We start from the raw sequence: 22,193 nt of genomic DNA, 5'->3' as shown, positions 1-22,193 counted from the left end.
AACTCAATCAACTGATTAGCCTTTATTAGTTAATTAATGCGCCTAGTCGGTTCAGTGTAAGATTTTTGGCACCATGATTGAGGTTAAATGGGAAACTTCTTAGAAAAACGCTCTCACTCTTTTTGAGACTATGAAAAAACTGTATTATCTATTCCTTCTCTTGCTAAATACCCCTCTCCTGGCTCAAAATAACTATGTTGCTAATATAGTCAATGCCTCTGGACCAGGGACTTACAATACATTGGTTGGGCCTGGAGCAGGTAATGGCATTACAACGGGCTACAACAACGCCTTTGTGGGATATTATGCAGGCTACAACAACACGACAGGCTACCAAAATACCTTTATGGGTTACCAAGCGGGCCGTGCTAACTCAACCGGGAATTTTAATACTTCTATGGGCTATAATGCGGGCTCTTCAAACACATCAGGTGGATTTAATACGTTTATAGGGGCTAGTGCGGGCTTATTCAATACAACAGGTACTCAGAACGTTCATATAGGTAACAATGCAGGTTATTTTAACCAAACAGGCAGTCTAAATACATATGTAGGATTTAACGCCGGATCTTATAACTCAACAGGTACCCAGAATACTTTCATGGGTAACGTCGCTGGCGAGTTAACCACGACAGGCTATGATAATGTCTTCATAGGCTTTTCAGCAGGCCGTGCTAACTCAAGCGGCAATGTTAGCACTTTCGTCGGATCCGGTGCAGGACGTTCTAACACAACGGGCGGCCAAAATACCTTTCTGGGTTATCAGGCAGGATATAGTAATACGACTTCTCCCTATAACGTATTTCTGGGGTATAGAACGGGTTACGCGAATACTACCGGAAACCAAAATACATTCGTTGGCTCATCAGCCGGCGAACTTAACACGACCGGCTTTTTTAATACCTTCGTCGGGGAGAGTACAGGAAGAAAAAATACGTCAGGAAGCGGCAACTCTTTTGTTGGCACACAGGCAGGATACAATAACACAGAGGGGGCATCAAATACCTTTGTCGGTCAATCGGCTGGTCAGAGTAATCAAACCGGTACCCAAAATACATTTTTAGGCCATCAAGCAGGCTTTAATTCCACCGCTAGAGCTAACACCTTTTTAGGGCAACGCACCGGATTTGCTACTACCAGTGGTACGCAAAACACCTTTGTTGGCTACAATGCAGGCCAGAATGTTACTGTGGGTAGTAACAATATCATTATTGGGCCCAGTTCCGGAACCGCTGTCGTTGACAGCGACGATAACGTACTAATGGGGTACAATGTTCAGTCAGGAAACGGGAATGGAAGTCATAATGTCATTATTGGTGGGGAGGCTGGAGGTGGGCAGTGGGCCGGAGGAAACAACACCCTAATTGGCCACCAAGCCAGCGCTGAGTCAATTAGCTTACACCATGCAACCGCCATCGGAGCCGGAGCCCGTGTTACCGTCAGCAATGCGGTAATATTAGGTAATCAGGCCAACGTCGGTATTGGTACCACTGCTCCAACGGCACGGCTACATGTTAGCAGCGGCCAGCCAAATGAATCTGGTTTTCGACTAGCCGATTTAACAAGCAACAGCCCCACTACCCAACATACAGATCAATTCCTGACCGTTAATGAGCGGGGTGATGTGATCAAGGCTCGTTATCAGCTACGAATCAACAACGTGACCGAGTGGAGCGATAAAGTATTTGCGCCCAACTACACATTACGTTCGCTGGATTCAGTAGCAAGCTTTGTTCAAACGAATGGGCATTTACCGGGTGTACCGTCAGCCAGCGAAGTTATGAAAGAAGGTGTTGACTTGGCGAAAATGAATGCTACGTTGCTGGAAAAAATTGAGGAGCTGACCTTGTATCTGATCCAGCAACAGAAACGGATTGAGCAATTAGAAAAGCGCAACTAACTATATGATAGTTAATTAGGTGAATTTTGTCAGCTACGTTCATTCGTATTCATCGATAAAAAAACAGCCCGCTTACTATCAACTAGCAAGCGGGCTGTTTCTTGTTGTGCTCCCGAAGGGATTCGAACCCCTATCGTCGGTACCGGAAACCGAAATTCTATCCATTGAACTACGGAAGCAGACAATGTCCCTGTTTGGGCCTGCAAATATAGCAGATTAAGGGACTAAAACGCAAGCCAAATAATAAACAAGATTTAAGTTTGGGCCAGTTAATGGCCCAAACCCTACAATCATTTATCGGCGTCCCCGGCCTCCTCGCCGGTTTTCACCCTTTGGCGCTACGCTGTCTTTGCCTTTTGAACGACCACCCGAACGGGATGAGGACGATCCGTTTGAACGGCTACCGCTCTCGCTTCGGCCCGGCCGACGGCTGGTGCTCAGGTCGGTAGCCCGACCAGCGCTGTCGCTGACCAACGCAAAGTCCATGCTTCGGCGGGCCAGGTTGGTTTCTTTTAACCGAACCACCACGGCGTCGCCAAAGGTGTACATCTTTTTGGTACGGCTGCCAATGATACGATAATTGTCTTTGTCGTATTCGTAAAAATCGTCGCTTAAATCCTGCATCCGAACTAAGCCTTCACAACTGTTTTCGGTGATTTCTACAAAAATGCCAAACTCGGTAACCCCCGAAATAACGCCTTCAAACGTTTGATCGGGCGCCATACGGCTCATAAACTCAACTTGCTTGTACTTGATACTGGCACGTTCAGCTTCGGCAGCCATTTTCTCCCGCTCCGACGAATGCCGACATTTCTCTTCATATTCATCCCGGTCGGCGGGTTTGCCTTTGTCGAGGTAATGCTGCAACAACCGGTGCGCCATCATGTCGGGGTACCGACGGATGGGCGATGTAAAGTGCGAATACCGTCGGAAGGCTAAACCAAAGTGGCCTAAGTCTTCGGTGCTGTATCGCGCTTTCGACATCGTTCGTACCGCCAGTTGCTGAAGCATGTTGGCTTCGGGCTTCCCTTCAATGCTCGCCATGAAGCGGTTCATCGAATTCGACAGGTGCTCGTCGTCGACGTTGAGTTTGTAGCCTAGTTTACGGGCAAACTCTGAAAAACTCCGGAGCTTGTCCTCAGCGGGAGATTCGTGAACCCGATATACCATGGTGTTTTCTTCGCCACCTTTATTCCGCTTCGAAAGCGAGTGCACAAATTCAGCTACACGCTTGTTGGCCAGCAACATAAACTCTTCAATGAGCTTGTTGGTGTCCTGCCGAATTTTCGGGTAAACGGCCAGCGGAACACCGTTCTCATCCAGCCGGAAGCGTACTTCAACCGTTTCGAAATTAATGGCTCCGTTTTTGAATCGCTCATCGCGTAGCTTGTAGGCCAGTTCATTCAGCAGCCGAAGCTCTTCCAGGTAATCGCCACTGTTGTGATTCAGGATGTCCTGCGCTTCTTCATAGGCAAAACGTCGGTTGGAATGGATGGCGGTTCTTCCAAACCATTCGTTCACAATCTGAGCATTAGGCGTCAACTCAAACACCGCCGAGAAGGTAAGTTTATCCTCGTTTGGCCGCAGGGAGCACAATCCGTTCGACAATTTCTCCGGAAGCATCGGCACCACCCGGTCTACCAGATAAACTGATGTGGCCCGTTTGAAGGCTTCCTCTTCCAGTTTCGAGCCCGGTAATACGTAGTGCGTTACGTCGGCAATGTGGACTCCAATTTCGTAGTTGCCATTGTCGAGTATCTGCACTGAAAGGGCATCATCAAAATCCTTGGCATCAATCGGGTCGATGGTGAAGGTCGTCACGTCGCGCATATCACGCCGTTTGGCCAAGTCTTTTTTCAGAATCTTGGTCGGTATGGCTTCGGCTTCCTGCTCAACATCGGCCGGGAAGTGAATGGGTAACCCAAATTCGGCCAGGATGGCGTGCATTTCGGTATTATTCTGCCCCGCTACACCCAATACCGTAAGTACTTCGCCTTCAAACCGCTGTTTGCTGCTGTTTGGGTCTGGAAATTTTGTTAGCCGAACAATCACTTTTTCGCCATCGCTGGCCCCACCGAGTTTTTCTTTCGGGATAAAAATGTCGTCGTAGATCTTCTTGCTGTCGGGAACCACGAAGCCATACGTAGGCCATACCTCGATGCGTCCTACCAACTCGGTGCGTCCGCGTTCAACCACGCTGGCGACTTTGCCTTCGATCCGGCGTTTAGCCCCACTACGGCCTCCGTTGCGGGAATCGGTAAAGCGCACAACCCGCACCCGGTCGCCGTCCACAGCACCGGCAAGATCATCGGTAGATACCCAGATGTCGTCGTCTCTGTCGCGACGGACACCGGCTTCCGTATCCGGCACTATGAACGCGAAGCGCGAGTTGACATGGTCGACAACGCCTTCGACAACGTTAGCATCGGCGTCCGCCCGATAGCTGCCATCGGCCTGGCGCGTTAGGAAGCCTTCGTCCTGCAATTCGCCAATCAGGCCGTGCATGATGAGTTTCATGCGCCGGTCGCTGGTATCGAAATGCTCAAGAACCTGCTCCTGCGTGAAGGATTGATTGTCGTTAATTTGAAAAAACGCCATCAGGTCGTTTTTCATTTCGTCCAGAAAAGAGTCAGCCTGTTGTATCGATCTACTCTGACTTTTTCCTGCTTTTTCCACCCTTTTTTCCCGTGGGCGAGCCGGGCTAGACTGTCGGCTGGCGGGTTGGCCAGCGGTGTCTTTTGTATATTTATTTTGTTTCGGTTTTCCGTTTCTCATGTTACTTGCCCGGCTTTTAGGACCTGGCTAAAAAAGTATGAACTACCATGGCAGTCCATGACGTATATGTGTGGGCTTTGTAGAAAGGCTCTGCTTGCCCGTGTTTGTGGTTATTGACCAGATTGTTTGTCCAAATACCAAACAACCGGTTGTTTATTGGCTATCGGGCTAGTCCGTAGATTGGCCCGGTTGTCCTGACTGACTTAATCACTCAGTACAATATGCTCGTCGGCCACGAGCGGGGCACCCACCAGGTGAAGGTAAACCTGAACCAGCATCACTATCGAATCGCGGGCATATTGCTCAATGCGTGGCCAGTCGTGTTCGCGGTAATATACTTCGCTGGTTCGGTCGCCGGTCCATTCGAGCGGTCGGGTGGGCACATTCAGCACGGCGGCCAGCAGATCGAGCGGAACGAAATGCCGCTTATCGCCAAACTGCCAGAACTCAAGCGTGTCCCGGTGCGGTATTTCCCAGGGTTTCTTACCTGATATCTGTAAAGCAGGTGGTAACGGCAATCCATTGACCATCAGCCGTCGGCATAAATAAGGAAAGTCAAATTCCTTGCCATTATGTGCACAGAGCGTCAGTTCGCCGGGTGGGTACCGGTTGACAATGACTAGAAACTCGTTTAGCAGAGTTTGTTCATCGTCATTGCTCAACAATTTCACTTTCAGGTGGGGCTTGTCGTCGTCATCGAAAAACAACCCACCCACGCTGATGCAGATAATCTTGCCAAATTCGGCAAAATAAGATGCCCGCCGATCATACCAGCCAGCCGCCGATAGCTCATCGTCACTCTTGAAAAACCGACTTTTTTCTTCCCACTGTCGTTGCAGACGTGGCTCTACAGACAGAAGTGACGGCTCCCCCGCCACTGTTTTAAGGTCGATAAAGAGGAAGTTTTTAAGGCGACGCTTCCAGGAAACGGGTTGAGGCATAGTATATAGTGTGGGCAGAGACCCGCGAATCTAAAATAATGGACCTTTGTTAGTAGGACCGAGTCGTAGAAACTTAAGCATCAACATCGTGGCTTTCTACCCACCTTACTCAAGCATGCAAAATTCCTTCCAGCCCCAAAGCGGGTATCGTCACCAGGTTTTCTTCAACAATGCTGTCGGGTACGAAGATAAACTTCTTGTCGAAAATCTGTTTTCCGATAAAATAACTCACCCAATACTCATTGTTAAGGTGAAATACATCCGGCATGATGGTTTCGACAACTTCATGTGCGCCGGGTTGAATTTCGACAAAGAAATGCCGCAGAGTCGAGGTTTTCTGCTCTTCGTCGTTCTTCAATCCGTAGCCTTTTGAGGTAACAAAAACCGTTTGGATTGGCACGTCATTCTGATTGATCAAAAAAACCTGCCAGTCATATCCGCCAAGGAGGTTCTCTTTCCGGGCAATTACTATGTGTACGCCCTCAACGGGCAAAAAATTAATGTCTTTCTTCATTATTCTCAACTAATTCCATGTCAAACAACTCGAACAAGTGCCGTTGAACATTGTTTGCGACTTCATCCAAAGGTACTTCACGGCCCAGCTCTACGGCCAGTGAGGTAACGGCCTTATCGGTTATGCCACAGGGGACAATATGAGAAAAATAACTCAAATCTGTATTAACGTTCAGGGCAAATCCGTGCATCGTTACCCAACGGCTTGCTTTAACGCCCATGGCACAAATTTTCCGTGGATTCGGGCCATCAACATCAAGCCAAACGCCCGTTAACCTGTCGGCTCCCGCGCCTTCTATCCGGCCCGCCTGCAACCCATAGTCGGCCAGGGTCAGAATAATGCTCTCTTCCAGCAACCGCATGTAGCGATGAATATCGGTAAAGAAGTTGTCCAGATCCAGAATGGGGTAGCCTACTAACTGGCCGGGGCCGTGGTAGGTAATGTCGCCCCCACGCCGAATTTTGAAAAACGTTGCGCCGAGCTCGTTGGTCAGCCGGTCTTCATTGATCAGCAGGTTTTCCGGGTGTCCGCTGGTGCCGAGGGTATACACGGGCGGGTGTTCACAGAACAGCAGGTAGTTGGCCGTGGGCTGCTGCTCATCGGCAGGCTGGGTACGGTTCAGTAATTTTTGATTGACAATGGTGGCAAACAGGCGTTCCTGTTCATCCCAGGCTTGCCGATACGCGATCAATCCTAACTTACGAACGTCAACTTGTTTATTAATGCGACTATTCATTGCTTTACGGAGGAACTGGCCTTTCATAAGGCAACTTCCTTTTGCTAACAATCAGACGGCTCTGTTTCGTTCGATTGTTTACCCGTAACCTACTTAAAGCAATGGCGCAACACAACGAAACTGGTAAGCAGGGCGAACTCGAAGCGACCCGTTACCTGCGGGAAAAAGGCTACGAAATTGTCGCCCAAAACTTCCGTCATCAACACGCTGAAATTGACATCATCGCCCAAAAAGAGAAACTATTGATTTTTGCCGAGGTCAAAACTCGCACCAATCTGAGTTATGGCAACCCGGAGGAGTTTGTGTCCTACACGAAGGCCAAACTGGTTATGAAAGCCGCCGAACAATATATCTTCGCTAATGGCTGGATGCACGATATCCGGTTCGATATTATCGCAGTAACCGTAGCCGGCACTGACTTGCGGGTGAAACACATTGAGGATGCCTTTTCGTAGACGTACAATCAATTGGTCTATATTAGTATCTTTCGATAGTCTTTTAATCCGATTCCTGTGTTGCCAACACCAGACTCAAATGAACCTTTACTTCCGCAGCAGGAAGAAAAACTGCGCGAATTAACCACGCAGAGCTGGAATCTCGAACTGGTTATTTCGGGGGCCGCGTTATTTGCCGTTCTGCAACTGCCTGATTTGCTCGATGAAGCCTTCGATTACTTTCGGTATAATCTAATGAGTCAAACGGCAGGTATGCAGGGGCTGTTTCCGGCCATGGCCTACAGCATGATGAAGGCGACATGCTATGTTCTGTTCCTGGCTTTCCTGACCAACTTCGTCATGCGTGCCTTCTGGGTTGGCCTGGTTGGCTTACTGGCCGTTTATCCGACTGGTATTCATTACGACCGAATTCCTTTTTCCACCAAATATGCCCAGGAAAGAATGGCGACCGAATTGGGGCCACTGGATGCCTATATTATGCGGTTGGACCGACGATGTAATATCGTCTTTGCCGTAGCTTTTCTTTTTGTTTTCATCCTGATTTTTGTTGCGCTATCCTATTTGTTGACCTTACTGGTTTACTCGGTAATCCACCCGATTATTCCCGATCAGTATTGGGAGGGCATAAAACAGACGGCTTATGGACTCATCATCTGCTACTTTATAGCCAGTACTATCTTGAGTTTACCCAAGGTCAGAGCACATCCGCGTGGAGCCAGTATACACTATCGATTGACTTCTCTTAACAAACTCCTGTTTTGGGGCTTTCACAGACCCTATGGCTTCATTCTCAACACGTTTTATAGCCATCTGCCATATCAGAAAATTATCCGGACGATGGGGGGGATGACGATCGCTTTCTTCGTCTTGATTATCCTTGAGTTCTATATCGACTTTTCCCGGCTAGAACAGCGTAAAGTAAATCTACGCCAACGTCATTTGTACACGGCCCGGCTCGATAGCCTATATATCAACCCAAGTGCTTATGACAATCAACGAGCGGAGGGGCAATACGTTGATAGAGCCTCCATTCAGGCCGATGTAATCCGGGACCCGTATATTCAGTTGTATATAGCTTATCCCAAAACCCTGGATACGCTTCTGACCAGGCTGTCCACGGAGCCTGTATGGAGCGATACCCCGTTCGGGCGAAAGCGCCGTAAGGTTTTCTTCACCAAAAGCGCCGAGGGTATCGGTAAGCATTCTGTGTTCCAGTGTTGTGCCTGTTCCTTCCATATTGTGTATAGTGAATTTAAAGAGTGATGGTATATCTCCGCCAGCACTAGTCGTAATGCCTATGAGCTGGTGCCCAAATTGCGTAAAATTTTCGACAAGCTCTCCAGGCCGCCTGTCCAGGTCCCTTCGGCGGTTTGGCCTTCGGCAACTTCCTGTGCGGTATCGGCCAGACTTGTCAGCAAGGTTCGTAGGTGCTGTTCGTCCGGTTGGGCCGATTGCAGAACCGTGCGTAATTCATTGAGTTGATCTTTGATCCGGTCGATGTTCGGGTCGCCGTCTAATGCCTGTAGCCAGCCATCGATTAACATAACGCCCTGCGTGGCTGAAAGATCGGCCGGGTCGGTACCCCGAAACAAACTGAGCGTATCGCCGAGCATGCTCTCTTCTAACTTGTTTGATCCTAGCATCCTGATGGGGTTAATTAATGACAAACCAATAAAGTCTGTAAGACCCTGTTGGTTTGACCTATTGCTATTTATTGACCTTTCTACATTCCTGCCAGCGAACGCAGCGTAAAGGCCACGCTGTCCAGCTTGTTGGCTGTTTGTTCCTGAACATTTTTGCTCTGCGCCACAAGCGCAGTATTATCGGCGAGGTTTAGCAGCAAACTCCGAACGCGGTCGGCGTCGGGTTCATCAAGCATAAGCTCGCTTCGTAATTCGTTCAATTCCTCTTCGACGATTTGCGTACTGGTATTTCCAGCAATGATCCGTAACCAGTTGTCAATGAGTTCAACACCATCCTGGGGCGACGCTAAAATCGAATCGTTTTCGTCGGTGAGGCTGTTTGTTCGTTCGAACAGCCGTTGATCTAATGCGTGAGAAGGCATAGTTCTTTATGGATTGTAACAGGTCGAAAATCGTCTGATCAGGAGCGGGCTTCAACCAGTTAGTGGTTTGTTGTTCTATAAATAACCCGTCTGGCGACGGTTTGTTTAGCTCACAGAAGGGCGTTGCCAGCTACGCGAAAAGCCGGTCTGACCGGGTATGTCTCTGGGTTCAGGAGCAGTAAGGCAAGGCCCTTGATTCCCTCAAAGAGATGACCGCCCTCCGGATTGAATGGAATCCGAATCGCTGTCACCGCCGGAAATACCCATACCGCCAACTCGTCCCGCACCAGCTTCTGCTACATCCGAAACCGATGAATACGAGTCGCCACCGGCCGTTTGGGAATTGCTCGCGTCACGGCTTTCGTTTGAAGAGCTGCCGCTGGCAGCCAGCCGGCCATTATCGGGGGTGGCCTCCATTTCGACGGTTGGACCACTGCTTACGGTACCTCCATTTCGGTTCGACAGGTCATCGTCACTTGTTCCAACTGCCGACATGCCCGCGCCACTGGTAGTCGACTCGCCCCCAACGGTGCTGGTCATGGGCGCCTGTTTGTCGGGGTTGGTCATTGGCGTTGGCAAGTTCAGTTGCTCATTAAACCCCTGCAAGGCTTCTGCTAAGGTGGTAAGCCTTGGTTTGTTGTCGGCCTCTGCTGAATCGGCTAATTGCGTTGTTTGCCCAACCAGATCATTGAGAATGTCCTGAATCCGGGCGCCGTTAAGGTTGCTCTCCTGTAATTCCGTTCTTAGCTCGGTTAAGCGATTGGTGATCGGGTTGTTTTCCTGTCCGTCAGATTTTAGAAAGCTAATCCAACTGTCGACAAGTGAAAGTCCATCTGTTGGGGATATGCTGATAACATCGCCATTGAAAGCCTTAGCGGTGATATCGATCAGGTTTGATGCGTGCTGGTTTATAGCCATTTAAATGGGTTGTTTGGGATTAATCAATACGACTAACTGCCTGCCGATGCAGGTTTTCGAGCGTGGCAATCAATTGCGAAAGCTCCAGTTGCTCAGCACTGGCTTCGGGCAAAGCCGCTACCTTTTGAGTTTGCTCAATAAGTTCCTGTAGTAGACTGGCGATCTGCTGGTTGTCTGTCCGGTTGTAGCGTTGCGACGTGTCGATTTCGGGCCGAAGTCGTTCGAGTATATCGGTAATGGTAGCCGTGTTTTCAGTGCCAGCGTCATTGAGCCGGGTAAGCCACTTATCAATGAGCGACAGGCCGTCGGTGGCCGTCGTCTCGTCAATATTTCCATCGAACGTATTTACCGTCTCTTCAATGAGCGAAATCTGATTTTGATCTTTAGCAATCATGGTCTAATGTGTTCTATATGTAGTTTGTTGTCTTGCGTTTTACTTGGCCAGCCCTCGGGCAAAATCCTTCAGGGAAGTGGATAGATTCTGCAAATCCTCTTTATAGTTACCCGTTTCGCCATCGTTAGCGAAGTCGATAAGTACCCCGGAAAGATCGCGCATGAGCCGTTCGACCTCGTTTACATCGTTGGCATTGAGGGCATCCCGAAGCTTTCGGAGAGGCTCGGCAACCCATTCGGTATTGGGCGTAGAGCGAACAATCCCGATCCACTGCTCAACCAGGTTAACGCCTTCATCAGTGGTGGTTGAGGGCGAACCACCACCCAATACGGTTAATGTATCGCCCAGCATCGTGGCGATTTTCTGATCGTGATGAGCCATACCATTGAATCCATTAGTTTTGGGGAAAACTGACACCTTTGGCGATTGTTCGCTGATTCTGTAGTTTTTCTATTCAATCTGCAGATTAGCTTCATTAAGTATGGATACGTCCCGTTTACAGCCCGAGTTACAGTATCAATTTGCCCGCAGTGGTGGGGCCGGTGGGCAGAATGTAAACAAAGTGGCAACCAAAGCTGAGCTCCGATTCAACGTTCGCCAGTCGCAGGTGCTTACAGAAGAAGAGCGGGCGATTCTGGAAGAAAAACTAGCCAGCAAACTGACTACCGAGGGTGAGTTGGTACTGACGCATCAGACCGAGCGGACGCAACTGGCCAATAAAGAGAAGGTAACCAAGAAGTTTTACCGGCTTATCGAAAAAGCGTTCGAGAAACCCAAGCCCCGGAGAGCGACAAGGCCATCGAAAGCAGCCGTCGCTGAGCGCATTGCCGCAAAAAAGCATAAGGGAGAGGTGAAAGAGAAGCGGAAGAAAGTTGACTTCTAACTTTAAGCAACAGTAAGTTGATTGGTTTACATGAAATAAGCGCCGAATAAACTTTATATCAACCCATCACGCGACACGTGACGGCGGCCCGGTTTAGCGGTAGGGTTAGTCAAAATGGCTTCATCTTATGAACCGTTTCAACGGTTTATGCTCATGCTAAACCATTGAAGCGGTTGTTTATGGGCGCTTATTTAATAAAAGTCAATCAGCTGAGGGCTGATCAGGTTCGATTTTGCCCTTATTCATCTTAAATCAATGAATTAACCACAGAGACACACAGGGCACATAGCTTTTGTGTCGAATCGTCGGCTACTGCTGATGCCAATCTCCGAATTAGTAAGCGCTTCTGCCTAATAGGCTCATCGTCACGTCAATGCCTTTTCGAAGCCTCAGGCTAGTCTTGAGTAACGGTAATTCCCGATAGACTAATGGGTAAATCTTTGATAATCAAATTTTTAACTTTCTCTTGGAAAAGAAATTTGACTTATTAACCTTTGCCCATAAATTAACCATACTATTATGCCTAACGGCAAGCTTCGTTTTCGCTGCGAGGCAGTTTATCGGTTGTTGCCACGGATTCTGGCACCTAACTAGTGAATAGCTCAATCAATGATGTGCTTACCCATTCCTGTCCAGTTTATGGACAACTAACCACCTAATTTTATTATCCGTATGACCAATTATTTACAAAAAGCCATTAACGTGGGTCTTTTGTCTATGCTATTGCTTGCTGGGTTGCGGCCTGCCTGGTCGCAGTCCGTTGTCCTGGCCAGTAATCTCCAGCTCAAAAAAGAACCTACCAAGGTCGTTACCCGTCAGCTAAGAGATGCTTTAACGAAGGCATCCTCGACGAGCATTGCTGACCAACCTATTACGGGTACGGTGAAGAGCGAGACGGGCGAAACTCTGCCGGGAATCAATGTCGTCATTAGGAACACCGCAAAAGGTACCACAACCGATGCCAACGGGAAGTTCACCCTCGATGCGCCGGCCAATGCTGTTCTGGTTTTTTCGGGTATTGGCTTTACCACACAGGAGGTGCCGGTGAATGGGCGCAGCCGTATTGAGGTATCCTTGACAACGGATAATAAGCAACTTGACGAAGTTGTGGTGGTAGGTTATGGTACTCAAAAACGCAACAGCCTGACGAACTCCGTATCGCAGATTGGCGCTGAGGAGATAGCCCGGCGGCCCGTTTCCAATATTCAGCAGTCGTTGCAGGGACAGCTGCCAGGCGTTACCGTACTCGATCAGGGCGGTTCGCCGGGGCGCTCCAATACGGCAATCCGCGTTCGGGGAATTACCACGTTCAACATCAATGGTGTCAGTAATACGGCCGGAACCAACAATGGCACGGGCGGATACGACATGAGTAAAAACGACGCGCTGGTGATTGTCGATGGGATTGAACAGCGGCTATCGGATATTAATCCAGACGATATTGAGACAATTTCTATTCTGAAAGATGCTGCGTCAACGGCCATCTACGGCTCCAGAGCTACAAATGGTGTGGTACTGGTTACTACAAAGCGGGCTAAAGGCAGCAAAGTTCAGGTAGAATATAATGGGTATTACGCCCTCCAGAATTCGATTAACAAACCGCATATGATGGGCCTGGAAGATTACATGCGGATGCAGGTAGCAGCTTATACTAATGCCGGTTCGCCGTTGCCCGCCCGCTTTACTGAACAGTCCATTCAGGCGTATGTTACGGCTACTGATCGGGAGAAGTACCCGCTACCCAACACCTGGTTTCAAACGGTTCTTCAGGCGGCTCCCCAGCAAAATCATACCATAGCGGTAGCCGGAGGCACCGAAGCCATCCGGACCCGGCTAAGCCTCCGGTATCAGGACCAGGCGGGTATCATCACACATTATGGGAGTAAGATCGGCGAAATACGTCTGAATACAGATTATACAATTTCGCCTAAACTGCGGGTGAGTGGCGACATCAACTACCGCTACAACTATTCTCAGGCACCTACTGTCGACCCGATCAACTACTTCCTGCACGGATCACTATGGGCCGTCCCGAAATATGCCGACGGTACCTATGGCTTAAGTACGCAGGGAAATAATCCGTTGATGTATGCCGAAATAGGCGGTGATTCAAAGCGGTCTACGGATTACCTGGCGGGGTACGTAAAAGCTGACTGGGAAATCGTTGACGGCCTGACCTTCTCGACGCAACTGGCTGGCAGGGGCTTTTTTACGCAGGAGAAGAACTTTGCCAATTCGTATGTCAACACGGATAAGAACACCAATATTACAAAAACGGTCGCCAACAATACGTTGACTGAAGTCCGCAATACCCTACGGGAATACACCCTAATCAACCTGCTGACCTACGAGCGGAAACTGGGTAGCCATAACCTGAAAGGGCTGCTGGGTTACTCGCAGATTGGCAATACGCAAACATTTTTGAGCGCTTATCGCGAGCGGTTTTTCAACAACGACATTCAGTCAATTGGCCAGGGCGCCAATGATGGGACCAAGAGCAATTCTGGAAACGATGCCGTTTATGGCTTACGGTCTTATTTTGGTCGTGTCAATTACGATTACGATGGCAAGTATCTGGTTGAAGTGAACGGACGTTATGACGGCTCATCCAAATTTACAGGTCCCAGGCAATACAGCTTCTTCCCTTCGTTCTCGGCAGGCTGGCGACTCTCCAGGGAAACGTTCTGGCAGGGTCTGCAAAAAACGGTTAATGATCTGAAACTGCGTGGTTCGTGGGGGATAACCGGTAACCAATCGGTGAATCTATACAGTTATTATGCCGCCCTTACGGCGAATGGCTATGATTTCAACGGGGCCGCCGTGCAGGGTTATCGCCAGACAACACTCGCCAATACGAACCTGGGATGGGAGTCGACGACACAGTTGGATCTGGGCCTGGATGCCTCTTTTCTGCGTGGCCGACTGAACCTGACTGTCGATTTCTACCGAAAGCTGACGAACGATATTCTGTTGAACCTGGATATCCCGGCAACCATCGGCCTGACGGCTCCGCCACAAAATGCGGGCTCGGTAGAGAATAAAGGCTGGGAGTTCAGCCTGAACTACCGGGGTGCTAAAAATGCGTCCGGCTTTCAGTATAACCTGGGGGGCAATTTCAGTATAAACGAAAATAAGGTCGTTGACCTGAAAGGAACGGGCCCTTACATCATTGGCTCCGATATTGATCCAAGGTACATTATTGCCGTCGGGTTGCCGATCAATACATTGTGGGGCTACAAGACCGATGGGTTGTTCCAGACGCAGGAGCAGATTAACAACTACAAAGCGACCTATGCCGCCAACACCAAACCCGGCGACGTAAAATACATAGACGCCAATGGGGATGGTAAAATTGACGCCAATGACATGACCAATATTGGCAACTCGTTTCCCAAGTTCACCTTTGGCCTCAACTCCAATTTCTCGTACCGGAATTTTGAGTTGAATCTGCTCTTTCAGGGCGCTGCCCAGGTGAGTACCCGTTTGGCCGGTGCGCTGGCCGAAATGGGAAACCAGGAAGGTTTTACACATTCTATTTACACCAATAATTACTGGACACCTGACCATACGGATGCCCGGTTTCCAAGACCGCTGAAATTTGACCTGCGAAACGTAGCAACCTCCGATCGGCTGGTGATCGACGGGTCGTATGTCCGGCTGAAAAACGTCCAGCTGGCCTATTCACTACCAGCGGCCATCGCGTCGAAAGTGCGCTTAAGCCGCATCCGTACCTACGTGTCGGCCACTAATGTGTTGACCCTTTCTAAACTCAATGAGTGGAACCTGGACCCCGAAGCCGGCTCGGGCCGGGCGGTTTATTATCCGCAAACGGCCTTGTACACGCTCGGGCTCAACCTGCAGTTCTAACCTCATCCACTCTGTTTATTCTACACGCATGAAACGAATAAATTATATACTGCTTCCTTTTCTGCTGGCCGTCTCCGGGTTGATTTTTACGGCCTGCGACCGGGAGTTACTGGACACTGCTCCCAACGACCGCCTATCGGAGAACTTATTCTGGAAAACCGAGAATGATGCCCGCCTGGCCGCTAATTCGCTGTATACAGACCTCGACAGCACCAACATTTTTAGTTGGGATGCCATGACGGATATTGCCCACACTAACCAGCCGTTCGATGTGCAGGCTTATGTTGAACTGGGTCAGTATGACGCCACAAGCGCAAAAGTTTTTGGCGAATGGGCTAAGGCCTACAAGGGTATCCGAGCCTGTAATTATTTTCTGGAGAACGTCGATAAAGTGACGTCTACCAATACCACGTTGATCAGTCAGTTTAAGGGAGAGGCACGAGCGCTCCGGGCGTATCAGTACGTAAAGCTGGCTTCTCTTTTTGGCGATGTTCCCTTGGTGACGACGGCTATTTCGCTGGATCAAAGCCGCACCCTGGCCCGAGCCCCCATTACCCAGATATGGGATTTTGTGGATAAAGAACTAAGTGAGGCTGCGGGCTTGTTGCCCACCACCTATGCCGCTACCGATAAAGGCCGTTTTACCAAAGGGGCCGCCCTGGGTTTGCGGGCGCGGGCTAATTTACTGGCTGGCCGATACCAGCAGGCGGCTGATGCGGCCGATCAGGTCATAAAGCTGGGAGTTTATGGACTAAATGACAGTTACGAAAAGCTATTTACGCTGGCAGCCGAAAACAACAAGGAGGTACTGCTGGACCGGCAATTCATTAAAGACACCTATCCCGTCAATGTCTTTAACTTGCTGGCGCCTTATAGTCAGAAAAGTGCCAACAGCACCTATGTGCCGACCAAAGCGCTGGTGGATATGTATGAAACAACGTCGGGTAAGCTGATTACCGATGCCACTAGTGGCTATGATCCGGCCAATCCATATACCAACCGCGACCCACGACTACGGTTCTCGGTTTTCCTGACGGGTGATGTGCTGCCAAGTGGGATAATCTTTCGGCCTGAGCCAACCAGCGGTACGGCCGATGCCGTCGGGAATACGTACATTGCCTCCACAACAGGCTTTAATATCAAGAAATATGTTAATCCAGAGGATTATGCCAACCCGGCCAACAATGGCATCAATATCATTTTGCTGCGTTATGCCGAAATTCTGCTGACTTATGCGGAAGCTAAGATTGAGTTGAATCAGTTGGATGCCACTGTCATTGCGGCCATCAATGCCGTCCGGAATGGTCGTTCGGATGTGAAGCAGCCTGCTATTGGCAGCACCGCCAGCCAGGCCGATCTCCGAGCGATTGTTCGCCGGGAACGGACAGTTGAGTTAGCCTTTGAAGGCCAGCATCTGTTCGACATCCGCCGATGGAAAACGGCTGAGAGTGTGATACCCGGCCCGGTTTATGGAATTACCTACAAAACCGCTACGGGAGCGCTGGCAACCGTGCAGGCAGTGGCTGTAAATCGGACGTTCGATAAATCCCGCCATTATCTTTGGCCCATTCCGCAAAAGGAGCGTAATCTAACCCCAACGCTCACGCAGAATCCGGGCTGGTAAAAAGTTGATGTTGTATAATTTAGGCAAAGCCCTCACCAACATGAAAACAGGCACATTTTGGGGGAGTATCTCGGTTCTATTAGTATCAGGTTGGGTCGGCACGGCCTTTGTTTTCAGGCAGGCTGTGCCGACCAGGCCCAATGTCATCTACATCTACGCGGATGATCTGGGGTATGGGGAACTGGGATGTTATGGCCAACAAAAAATCCGGACGCCCAACCTGGACCAGATCGCCCGCGAAGGCATCCGGTTTACGCAGCACTACACAAGCATGCCCGTTTGTGCACCGGCGCGCTGCATGCTGTTGACAGGCAAACACAGCGGCCATTCCTACATTCGGGGTAATTACGAGATGGGCGGCTTTCCCGACTCGCTGGAAGGTGGGCAAATGCCACTCTACCCCGGCGCGTTCACTATTGGGCGAATGATGCAGCAAGCGGGTTATAAAACCGCCTGTATCGGTAAGTGGGGAATGGGCATGAGCAACACTACCGGCAATCCCAATGAGCAGGGATTTGACTATTTCTACGGCTACCTGGATCAGAAGCAAGCGCATAACTACTACCCAACGCACCTCTGGGAAAACGGTAAACGCGATCGCCTGAACAACCCGGTTATCGATGTACACCATCGGCTGACACCCGAAACAGCTACGCCGGAAGCTTTTGCTTATTACCGGGGTAATGACTACGCCATTGATAAAATGGCGCAGAAAGCGCAGGCGTTTGTTCGTCAGCATCACCAGGCTTCATTTTTTCTGTACCTGCCGTTCACGGCACCGCACGTTTCGTTGCAGGCGCCGGAGGCAGCAGTCAAGCCGTACATGGGTAAATTTACAGACAATCAGGCCGCTGAGCGGCCTTATCTTGGTCAGCAGGGATATGCATCCACGCCTTCCCCGAGGGCTACCTATGCCGCAATGATTACGCATATGGATGCCCAAATCGGGCAGCTGATGCAACTTCTGAAAGAACTGAAGATCGACGAAAATACGATCGTTATGTTCTCCAGCGATAACGGAGCCACATTCAATGGCGGGGTTGAGGCTGCCTATTTTAACAGCGTAGGTAACTTACGCGGCCTGAAAATGGATGTATATGAAGGGGGCATTCGGGAGCCGATGCTGGCGCGGTGGCCTGGCAAAATAAAAGCGGGTCAGGTTACCGATCACGTATCGGTTCAATACGATTTGCTGGCTACTCTGGCCGAGCTGGTTGGTTATAAACAACCGTTCGAAACGGATGGAATCTCATTTTTGCCGACTTTGCTGGGGCCGTCAGCCGCTCAGAAACAGCATGCTTTTCTTTATTGGGAGTATCCCGAAAAAGGGGGGCAACTGGCCATTCGGATGGGAAGTTGGAAAGGGGTGAAAACCAACGTACGTAAAAATCGAACGGCGGCCTGGGAGGTGTATAACCTGGCTGAAGATGTAAGTGAACGCACGAACATAGCCGCCCAGCATCCCGAGTTAATTCGCCAGTTCGACGCAATCGTTGCCCGAGAGCATAGGCCCACGCACATCAATGAGTGGGAAATCGTAACGCCTAAAGCCACCGGTGTGGCCGCCAATTAATAGTCAGGCAGGGGTTTACCAGTAATCAGGTCGTATTTTTTAACCAGTTTTCGCTAATGATGTCAACCCGTTCTCTTCGTCTTTTTTTAAGTGTGCTTTTACTCGCGGGCACTGGCCTGCTCATTACGGCCTGGGTCCGAAAACCAGCTCCCGTGGCCCCGCCAAACGTCGTTCTGTTTTTTATGGACGATCTGGGTTATGGCGATTTATCCTGCACTGGTGCGTTGGATTACACAACGCCCAACCTGGATCGGATGGCGGCAGAAGGGACTCGTTTCACCAACTTCCTGGCAGCTCAGGCCGTTTGTAGCGCGTCGCGGGCGGCTCTGCTAACGGGTTGTTACCCCAATCGGCTGGGCATTTATGGCGCCTTAGGACCAAACTCACTCATTGGCCTGAATCCGAACGAAGAAACCCTGGCCGATCTGCTCAAGGAGCGCGGCTATGCAACAGGGATGTTCGGCAAATGGCATTTGGGTGATAACAAGCAATTCCTGCCACTACAGCAGGGTTTCGATGAGTACTATGGCGTACCGTATTCGCACGATATGTGGCCACTGCATCCCAATCAGGCTGCGGCTCATTACCCGGCGCTGCGGTGGATTGAGGGCAACGAGCCGAAACAGGAAATCAGGAATCTGGACGATGCCGGCAAAATAACCGAAACCATCACCGAGCGGGCCGTTTCCTTTATTCGGAATCATAAGAAAAAACCATTTTTCCTGTACGTACCGCATCCGTTGCCACACGTTCCCCTGGCGGCTTCACCGAAATTTAAAGGAAAGAGCGAACGAGGCATTTTCGGTGATGTACTGATGGAACTGGACTGGTCTGTTGGCCAAATAATGAGTGAATTGAAGCAGCAGGGCCTGGACAAAAATACCCTTGTTATATTCATCAGCGACAATGGCCCCTGGCTGAATTATGGTGACCATGCGGGTTCGTCGGGCGGTTTCAGAGAGGGCAAAGGAACGTCGTTTGAAGGGGGCCATCGGGTACCCTGTCTGGTTCGCTGGCCGGGCGTTGTTCCGGCGGGTCGGGTGAGTAACAAATTGCTGACGGCGCTGGACATTCTGCCCACTGTAACAAAACTTTGTGGCGCCCGCCTGCCCAAACAGCGGATTGATGGCGTTGACTGGATTGCGCTCCTCAAAGGCGATAACACCGTGACGCCCCGCGATAAGTTTTATTACTATTATCGTAAAAACAGCCTCGAAGCCGTTCGGGAAGGCGATTGGAAACTGGTATTTGCTCATCCCGGCCGTACATATGAAGGGTTTCTCCCCGGTCAGAATGGGCAACCTGGTCCCAGCACAGAAACCCACGAATTTGCGACTGCTTTGTATGATCTGCGCCGTGACCCCGGCGAGCGCTATGACGTTCGGGAGCAACACCCCGACGTTGTTGCTAAACTGGAAAAGATTGCCGAAGAAGCCCGTGCTGACCTTGGCGATGATCTTCAGAAGCGTACAGGCGCCAACGTTCGCGAACCGGGGCGGCTTACGTCGGGCCAGTAAACTAGTTATTAAGGAAGCGTATAGAGATAGCTTCGTCACAGACAGGCTCTCTTCTTAACATGAACACGGGGTTTTCCTGCCGATTACAAAATGATTACGTGCCGTAGCTGACCATTTTTCTATAAATATTGGTCAGCTACGCGGCCAAATCTCATCGTTCACGTTCTTTTAGTCTGCCTGTGCCGGTTGCTTTATCAACTCACGCAATTGATCTACAGTTACCTGTGTGTAGTCATCTATGGCGAGTTCTGCCTCCCCAAGCTCGTTAGGTGAATGGGTGGTTGTTAGGACAACAACGTTCATACCAGCGGCCTTTGCGGCCTCGACACCTGGTTGGGAATCTTCAAAAACCAGGCACTGGTCTGGTGAAGCCTGTACTCGTTCAGCCGCTAGACGAAACACCGTTGGATCTGGTTTGCCAACCTGAACATCCTGTTCAGAAACGATTTTAGCGAAAAATTTCCGGATCGGAATATGGTCGAAGACAAAGTCTACATTCATCATGGGGGCCGATGTCGCCAGCACCATCAAAAAACCAGCGTCGTGGGCTGCCTCCAGAAACGGAACCAGGCCATTGATGGGTTTGATCACCGGCGCGTATAACTCATGAAAAAGCGATTCTTTCTCCTGCGTTAACGCCTGAATACGCTCCGAGCCAATGTCATCACCGAAGAAGTGCTTCATAATATCGGGATTCATACGGCCTGATATATACTTCATGAAGTCATCATCGGTCATCTCAATATCGTGGCGTTTCAAAAATTCACCATAAGCCACTTTATGGGTCGGGTTGCTATCAATCAGTGTGCCGTCCATATCAAAAATGAGGACGTTCGCATCAGGTCTGTTTGCCATAAAACTACAATCGGGTATACCTTTTTATAAGGAACGGCCGGCAATAGCTTTAGTTTGAAAGAGAAAGACTGCGGTCCTGAGCGCGCATCGTGTGCGGTACACACTGACGCGTTAACCCTAGTTAACGTGGCTAATGAATTTTTGTCATCCCGACGCAGGCGGGATCTTAACGTATCCTTACTTGAGTGCTAGTACATGTTAAGATCCCGCCTGCGTCGGGATGACAAAATACTCCCTAATGTACTGTAGGTGAGTTTTTTGGCTCTTTAACGTGCCTAGTGTTTACATTATTTAGGGTGCCCGAAAAGCAGGAAAACCTTCTGGCAGTAGTGAACAGCACTACCGCCAGAAGGTTTTCTTTTGATTGGATCAACCAATGCTCGACTTACAATTCCCGAATCTGCACATTCCGGTACCAAACGCGCTCTTTAGGGCTGTGATTTTGCAACGCAATTTTACCTTTTGCGTGAGGTGTCGCATAGGGCCAGTTCGCAAATTTGCTCTTCGCGACCAGCGCCTTCCAATCGGCGGAACCATACTGGTAATCAACTACTTTCTTGCCGTTCAGGAAATGTTCTACATGGTCTTTATTGACCACAATGCGCCCTTTGTTCCATTCGCCGGGGGCTTTGGCAATGCTGAAATCAGATGGTGGAATCATGTCGTAGTTCGCACCGGTCATTTGGGTATCCTTGAGTTTATAAGGCTTTCCTTCGCCGTCTAGGTACCCTTTGTCGTCGATAACCTGATACTCCGGTCCCGACATGTAGGTCGATTTAATATCAGGGCTGTCGATTATTTTGTAAACAACGCCACTGTTGCTGCCTTTGGGAATCTTGAACTCGAATTCCAACTCAAAGTTTTCGTATTCTTTGTCCGTGACAAGGTCACCGCCGGTACCGTCGGGGGTCATGGCGCCATCTTCAACAGACCAGCCCACCACACCCTCTTTGTGGTAGCTATGCCAGCCTTTTATGGTCTTGCCATCAAACAAAGAGGTCCATTTTGGGGGTGATGCCAGGGCAACTGCACTCAGCAAAAGGCAGGGGAGAAGAAGCTTTTTCATGTAGTTTAGAATTTTTGACTAAGGTAGGAAAAAACGCAATGCGGCTGGAAAATCACGGGTTAAGACGTTATAACAAGCGTCTTAACCCGTGGCTTTCCAGCCGCATTACA

Annotated in this window: 19 protein-coding genes and 1 tRNA gene; 8 read left to right on the top strand and 12 right to left on the bottom strand. The window is 49.8% G+C overall.

The genetic code is table 11. From position 1 onward, the window contains the following. The first annotated feature begins 130 nt into the window (after window positions 1-130). On the top strand, window positions 131-1,900 hold the full coding sequence (locus tag SD10_RS24950; RefSeq protein ID WP_046577696.1) for a hypothetical protein: 1,770 nt from the start codon (window positions 131-133) through the stop codon (window positions 1,898-1,900). A gap of 107 nt (window positions 1,901-2,007) precedes the next feature. On the opposite strand, the gene SD10_RS24945 is transcribed toward SD10_RS24950, so the two are convergent. The 5 genes from SD10_RS24945 to lipB all read right to left on the bottom strand — a co-directional run bounded on the left by SD10_RS24945 (window position 2,008) and on the right by lipB (window position 6,866). Then, window positions 2,008-2,079, bottom strand: a tRNA-Arg gene (locus SD10_RS24945). Window positions 2,080-2,194: 115 nt separating this feature from the next. Beyond that, complete coding sequence (gene rnr, locus SD10_RS24940) at window positions 2,195-4,675, bottom strand: ribonuclease R (RefSeq protein ID WP_046577695.1); 2,481 nt, start codon at window positions 4,673-4,675, stop codon at window positions 2,195-2,197. A gap of 203 nt (window positions 4,676-4,878) precedes the next feature. Beyond that, a complete protein-coding gene (locus SD10_RS24935) occupies window positions 4,879-5,616 on the bottom strand; it encodes a 3'-5' exonuclease (RefSeq protein ID WP_046577693.1) in 738 nt (245 codons plus the stop codon). Between the two features lie 109 nt (window positions 5,617-5,725). Then, complete coding sequence (locus tag SD10_RS24930; protein ID WP_046577690.1) at window positions 5,726-6,130, bottom strand: hypothetical protein; 405 nt, start codon at window positions 6,128-6,130, stop codon at window positions 5,726-5,728. Beyond that, window positions 6,114-6,866, bottom strand: a complete 753-nt coding sequence (gene lipB, locus SD10_RS24925) for a lipoyl(octanoyl) transferase LipB (protein ID WP_046580133.1) — start codon at window positions 6,864-6,866, stop codon at window positions 6,114-6,116. Before lipB ends, SD10_RS24930 begins: the two co-directional genes overlap by 17 nt. 101 nt (window positions 6,867-6,967) lie before the next feature. On the opposite strand from lipB, the gene SD10_RS24920 reads away from it, so the two are divergent. Together SD10_RS24920 and SD10_RS29750 are read left to right on the top strand one after the other, a co-directional pair. After that, on the top strand, window positions 6,968-7,321 hold the full coding sequence (locus tag SD10_RS24920) for a YraN family protein (RefSeq protein ID WP_046577688.1): 354 nt from the start codon (window positions 6,968-6,970) through the stop codon (window positions 7,319-7,321). Window positions 7,322-7,378: 57 nt separating this feature from the next. Further along, window positions 7,379-8,584 carry a hypothetical protein gene (locus tag SD10_RS29750; protein ID WP_158500596.1) on the top strand — a complete coding sequence of 402 codons (1,206 nt, stop codon included), beginning with the start codon at window positions 7,379-7,381 and terminating at the stop codon, window positions 8,582-8,584. A gap of 32 nt (window positions 8,585-8,616) precedes the next feature. Here SD10_RS29750 and SD10_RS24910 read toward each other — a convergent pair whose 3' ends face one another. The 5 genes from SD10_RS24910 to SD10_RS24890 all read right to left on the bottom strand — a co-directional run bounded on the left by SD10_RS24910 (window position 8,617) and on the right by SD10_RS24890 (window position 11,079). Then, complete coding sequence (locus SD10_RS24910) at window positions 8,617-8,964, bottom strand: hypothetical protein (protein WP_046577687.1); 348 nt, start codon at window positions 8,962-8,964, stop codon at window positions 8,617-8,619. Between the two features lie 80 nt (window positions 8,965-9,044). Then, window positions 9,045-9,386: a hypothetical protein gene (locus tag SD10_RS24905; protein ID WP_046577684.1), complete on the bottom strand. Its 342-nt coding sequence runs from the start codon at window positions 9,384-9,386 to the stop codon at window positions 9,045-9,047. 201 nt (window positions 9,387-9,587) lie between these two features. Further along, on the bottom strand, window positions 9,588-10,304 hold the full coding sequence (locus SD10_RS24900; protein ID WP_046577681.1) for a hypothetical protein: 717 nt from the start codon (window positions 10,302-10,304) through the stop codon (window positions 9,588-9,590). A gap of 19 nt (window positions 10,305-10,323) precedes the next feature. Next, window positions 10,324-10,698, bottom strand: a complete 375-nt coding sequence (locus SD10_RS24895; protein WP_046577678.1) for a hypothetical protein — start codon at window positions 10,696-10,698, stop codon at window positions 10,324-10,326. A gap of 39 nt (window positions 10,699-10,737) precedes the next feature. Then, window positions 10,738-11,079 carry a glycoside hydrolase family 95 protein gene (locus SD10_RS24890; protein WP_052731292.1) on the bottom strand — a complete coding sequence of 114 codons (342 nt, stop codon included), beginning with the start codon at window positions 11,077-11,079 and terminating at the stop codon, window positions 10,738-10,740. A gap of 100 nt (window positions 11,080-11,179) precedes the next feature. Between SD10_RS24890 and arfB the strand changes: the two genes are divergently transcribed. The 5 genes from arfB to SD10_RS24865 all read left to right on the top strand — a co-directional run bounded on the left by arfB (window position 11,180) and on the right by SD10_RS24865 (window position 20,162). Beyond that, window positions 11,180-11,581 carry an alternative ribosome rescue aminoacyl-tRNA hydrolase ArfB gene (gene arfB, locus SD10_RS24885; protein WP_046577676.1) on the top strand — a complete coding sequence of 134 codons (402 nt, stop codon included), beginning with the start codon at window positions 11,180-11,182 and terminating at the stop codon, window positions 11,579-11,581. 672 nt (window positions 11,582-12,253) lie between these two features. Then, window positions 12,254-15,448 (top strand): SusC/RagA family TonB-linked outer membrane protein, encoded by a 3,195-nt coding sequence (locus tag SD10_RS24880; RefSeq protein WP_046577674.1) that lies wholly within the window; start codon window positions 12,254-12,256, stop codon window positions 15,446-15,448. A 28-nt stretch (window positions 15,449-15,476) separates the two neighbouring features. Then, entirely contained in the window at window positions 15,477-17,072 is a 1,596-nt protein-coding gene (locus tag SD10_RS24875) for a RagB/SusD family nutrient uptake outer membrane protein (RefSeq protein WP_148562507.1), read from the top strand. Between the two features lie 40 nt (window positions 17,073-17,112). After that, window positions 17,113-18,645 (top strand): arylsulfatase, encoded by a 1,533-nt coding sequence (locus SD10_RS24870; protein ID WP_046580125.1) that lies wholly within the window; start codon window positions 17,113-17,115, stop codon window positions 18,643-18,645. Window positions 18,646-18,701: 56 nt separating this feature from the next. Then, window positions 18,702-20,162, top strand: coding sequence for a sulfatase family protein (locus SD10_RS24865; RefSeq protein WP_046577673.1), 1,461 nt, complete (start codon window positions 18,702-18,704; stop codon window positions 20,160-20,162). A 168-nt stretch (window positions 20,163-20,330) separates the two neighbouring features. Here the strand turns inward: SD10_RS24865 and SD10_RS24860 are convergent, their stop codons facing one another. Beyond that, on the bottom strand, window positions 20,331-21,017 hold the full coding sequence (locus SD10_RS24860) for an HAD family hydrolase (protein ID WP_046577671.1): 687 nt from the start codon (window positions 21,015-21,017) through the stop codon (window positions 20,331-20,333). A 385-nt stretch (window positions 21,018-21,402) separates the two neighbouring features. Then, window positions 21,403-22,083 carry a 3-keto-disaccharide hydrolase gene (locus tag SD10_RS24855; RefSeq protein WP_046577669.1) on the bottom strand — a complete coding sequence of 227 codons (681 nt, stop codon included), beginning with the start codon at window positions 22,081-22,083 and terminating at the stop codon, window positions 21,403-21,405. Window positions 22,084-22,193 lie beyond the last annotated feature (110 nt).

This window comes from Spirosoma radiotolerans, from assembly GCF_000974425.1.
Classification (GTDB): domain Bacteria; phylum Bacteroidota; class Bacteroidia; order Cytophagales; family Spirosomataceae; genus Spirosoma; species Spirosoma radiotolerans.
Note: the sequence above shows the minus strand (reverse complement) of the source record. Positions and strands in the feature narration are given on the sequence as shown.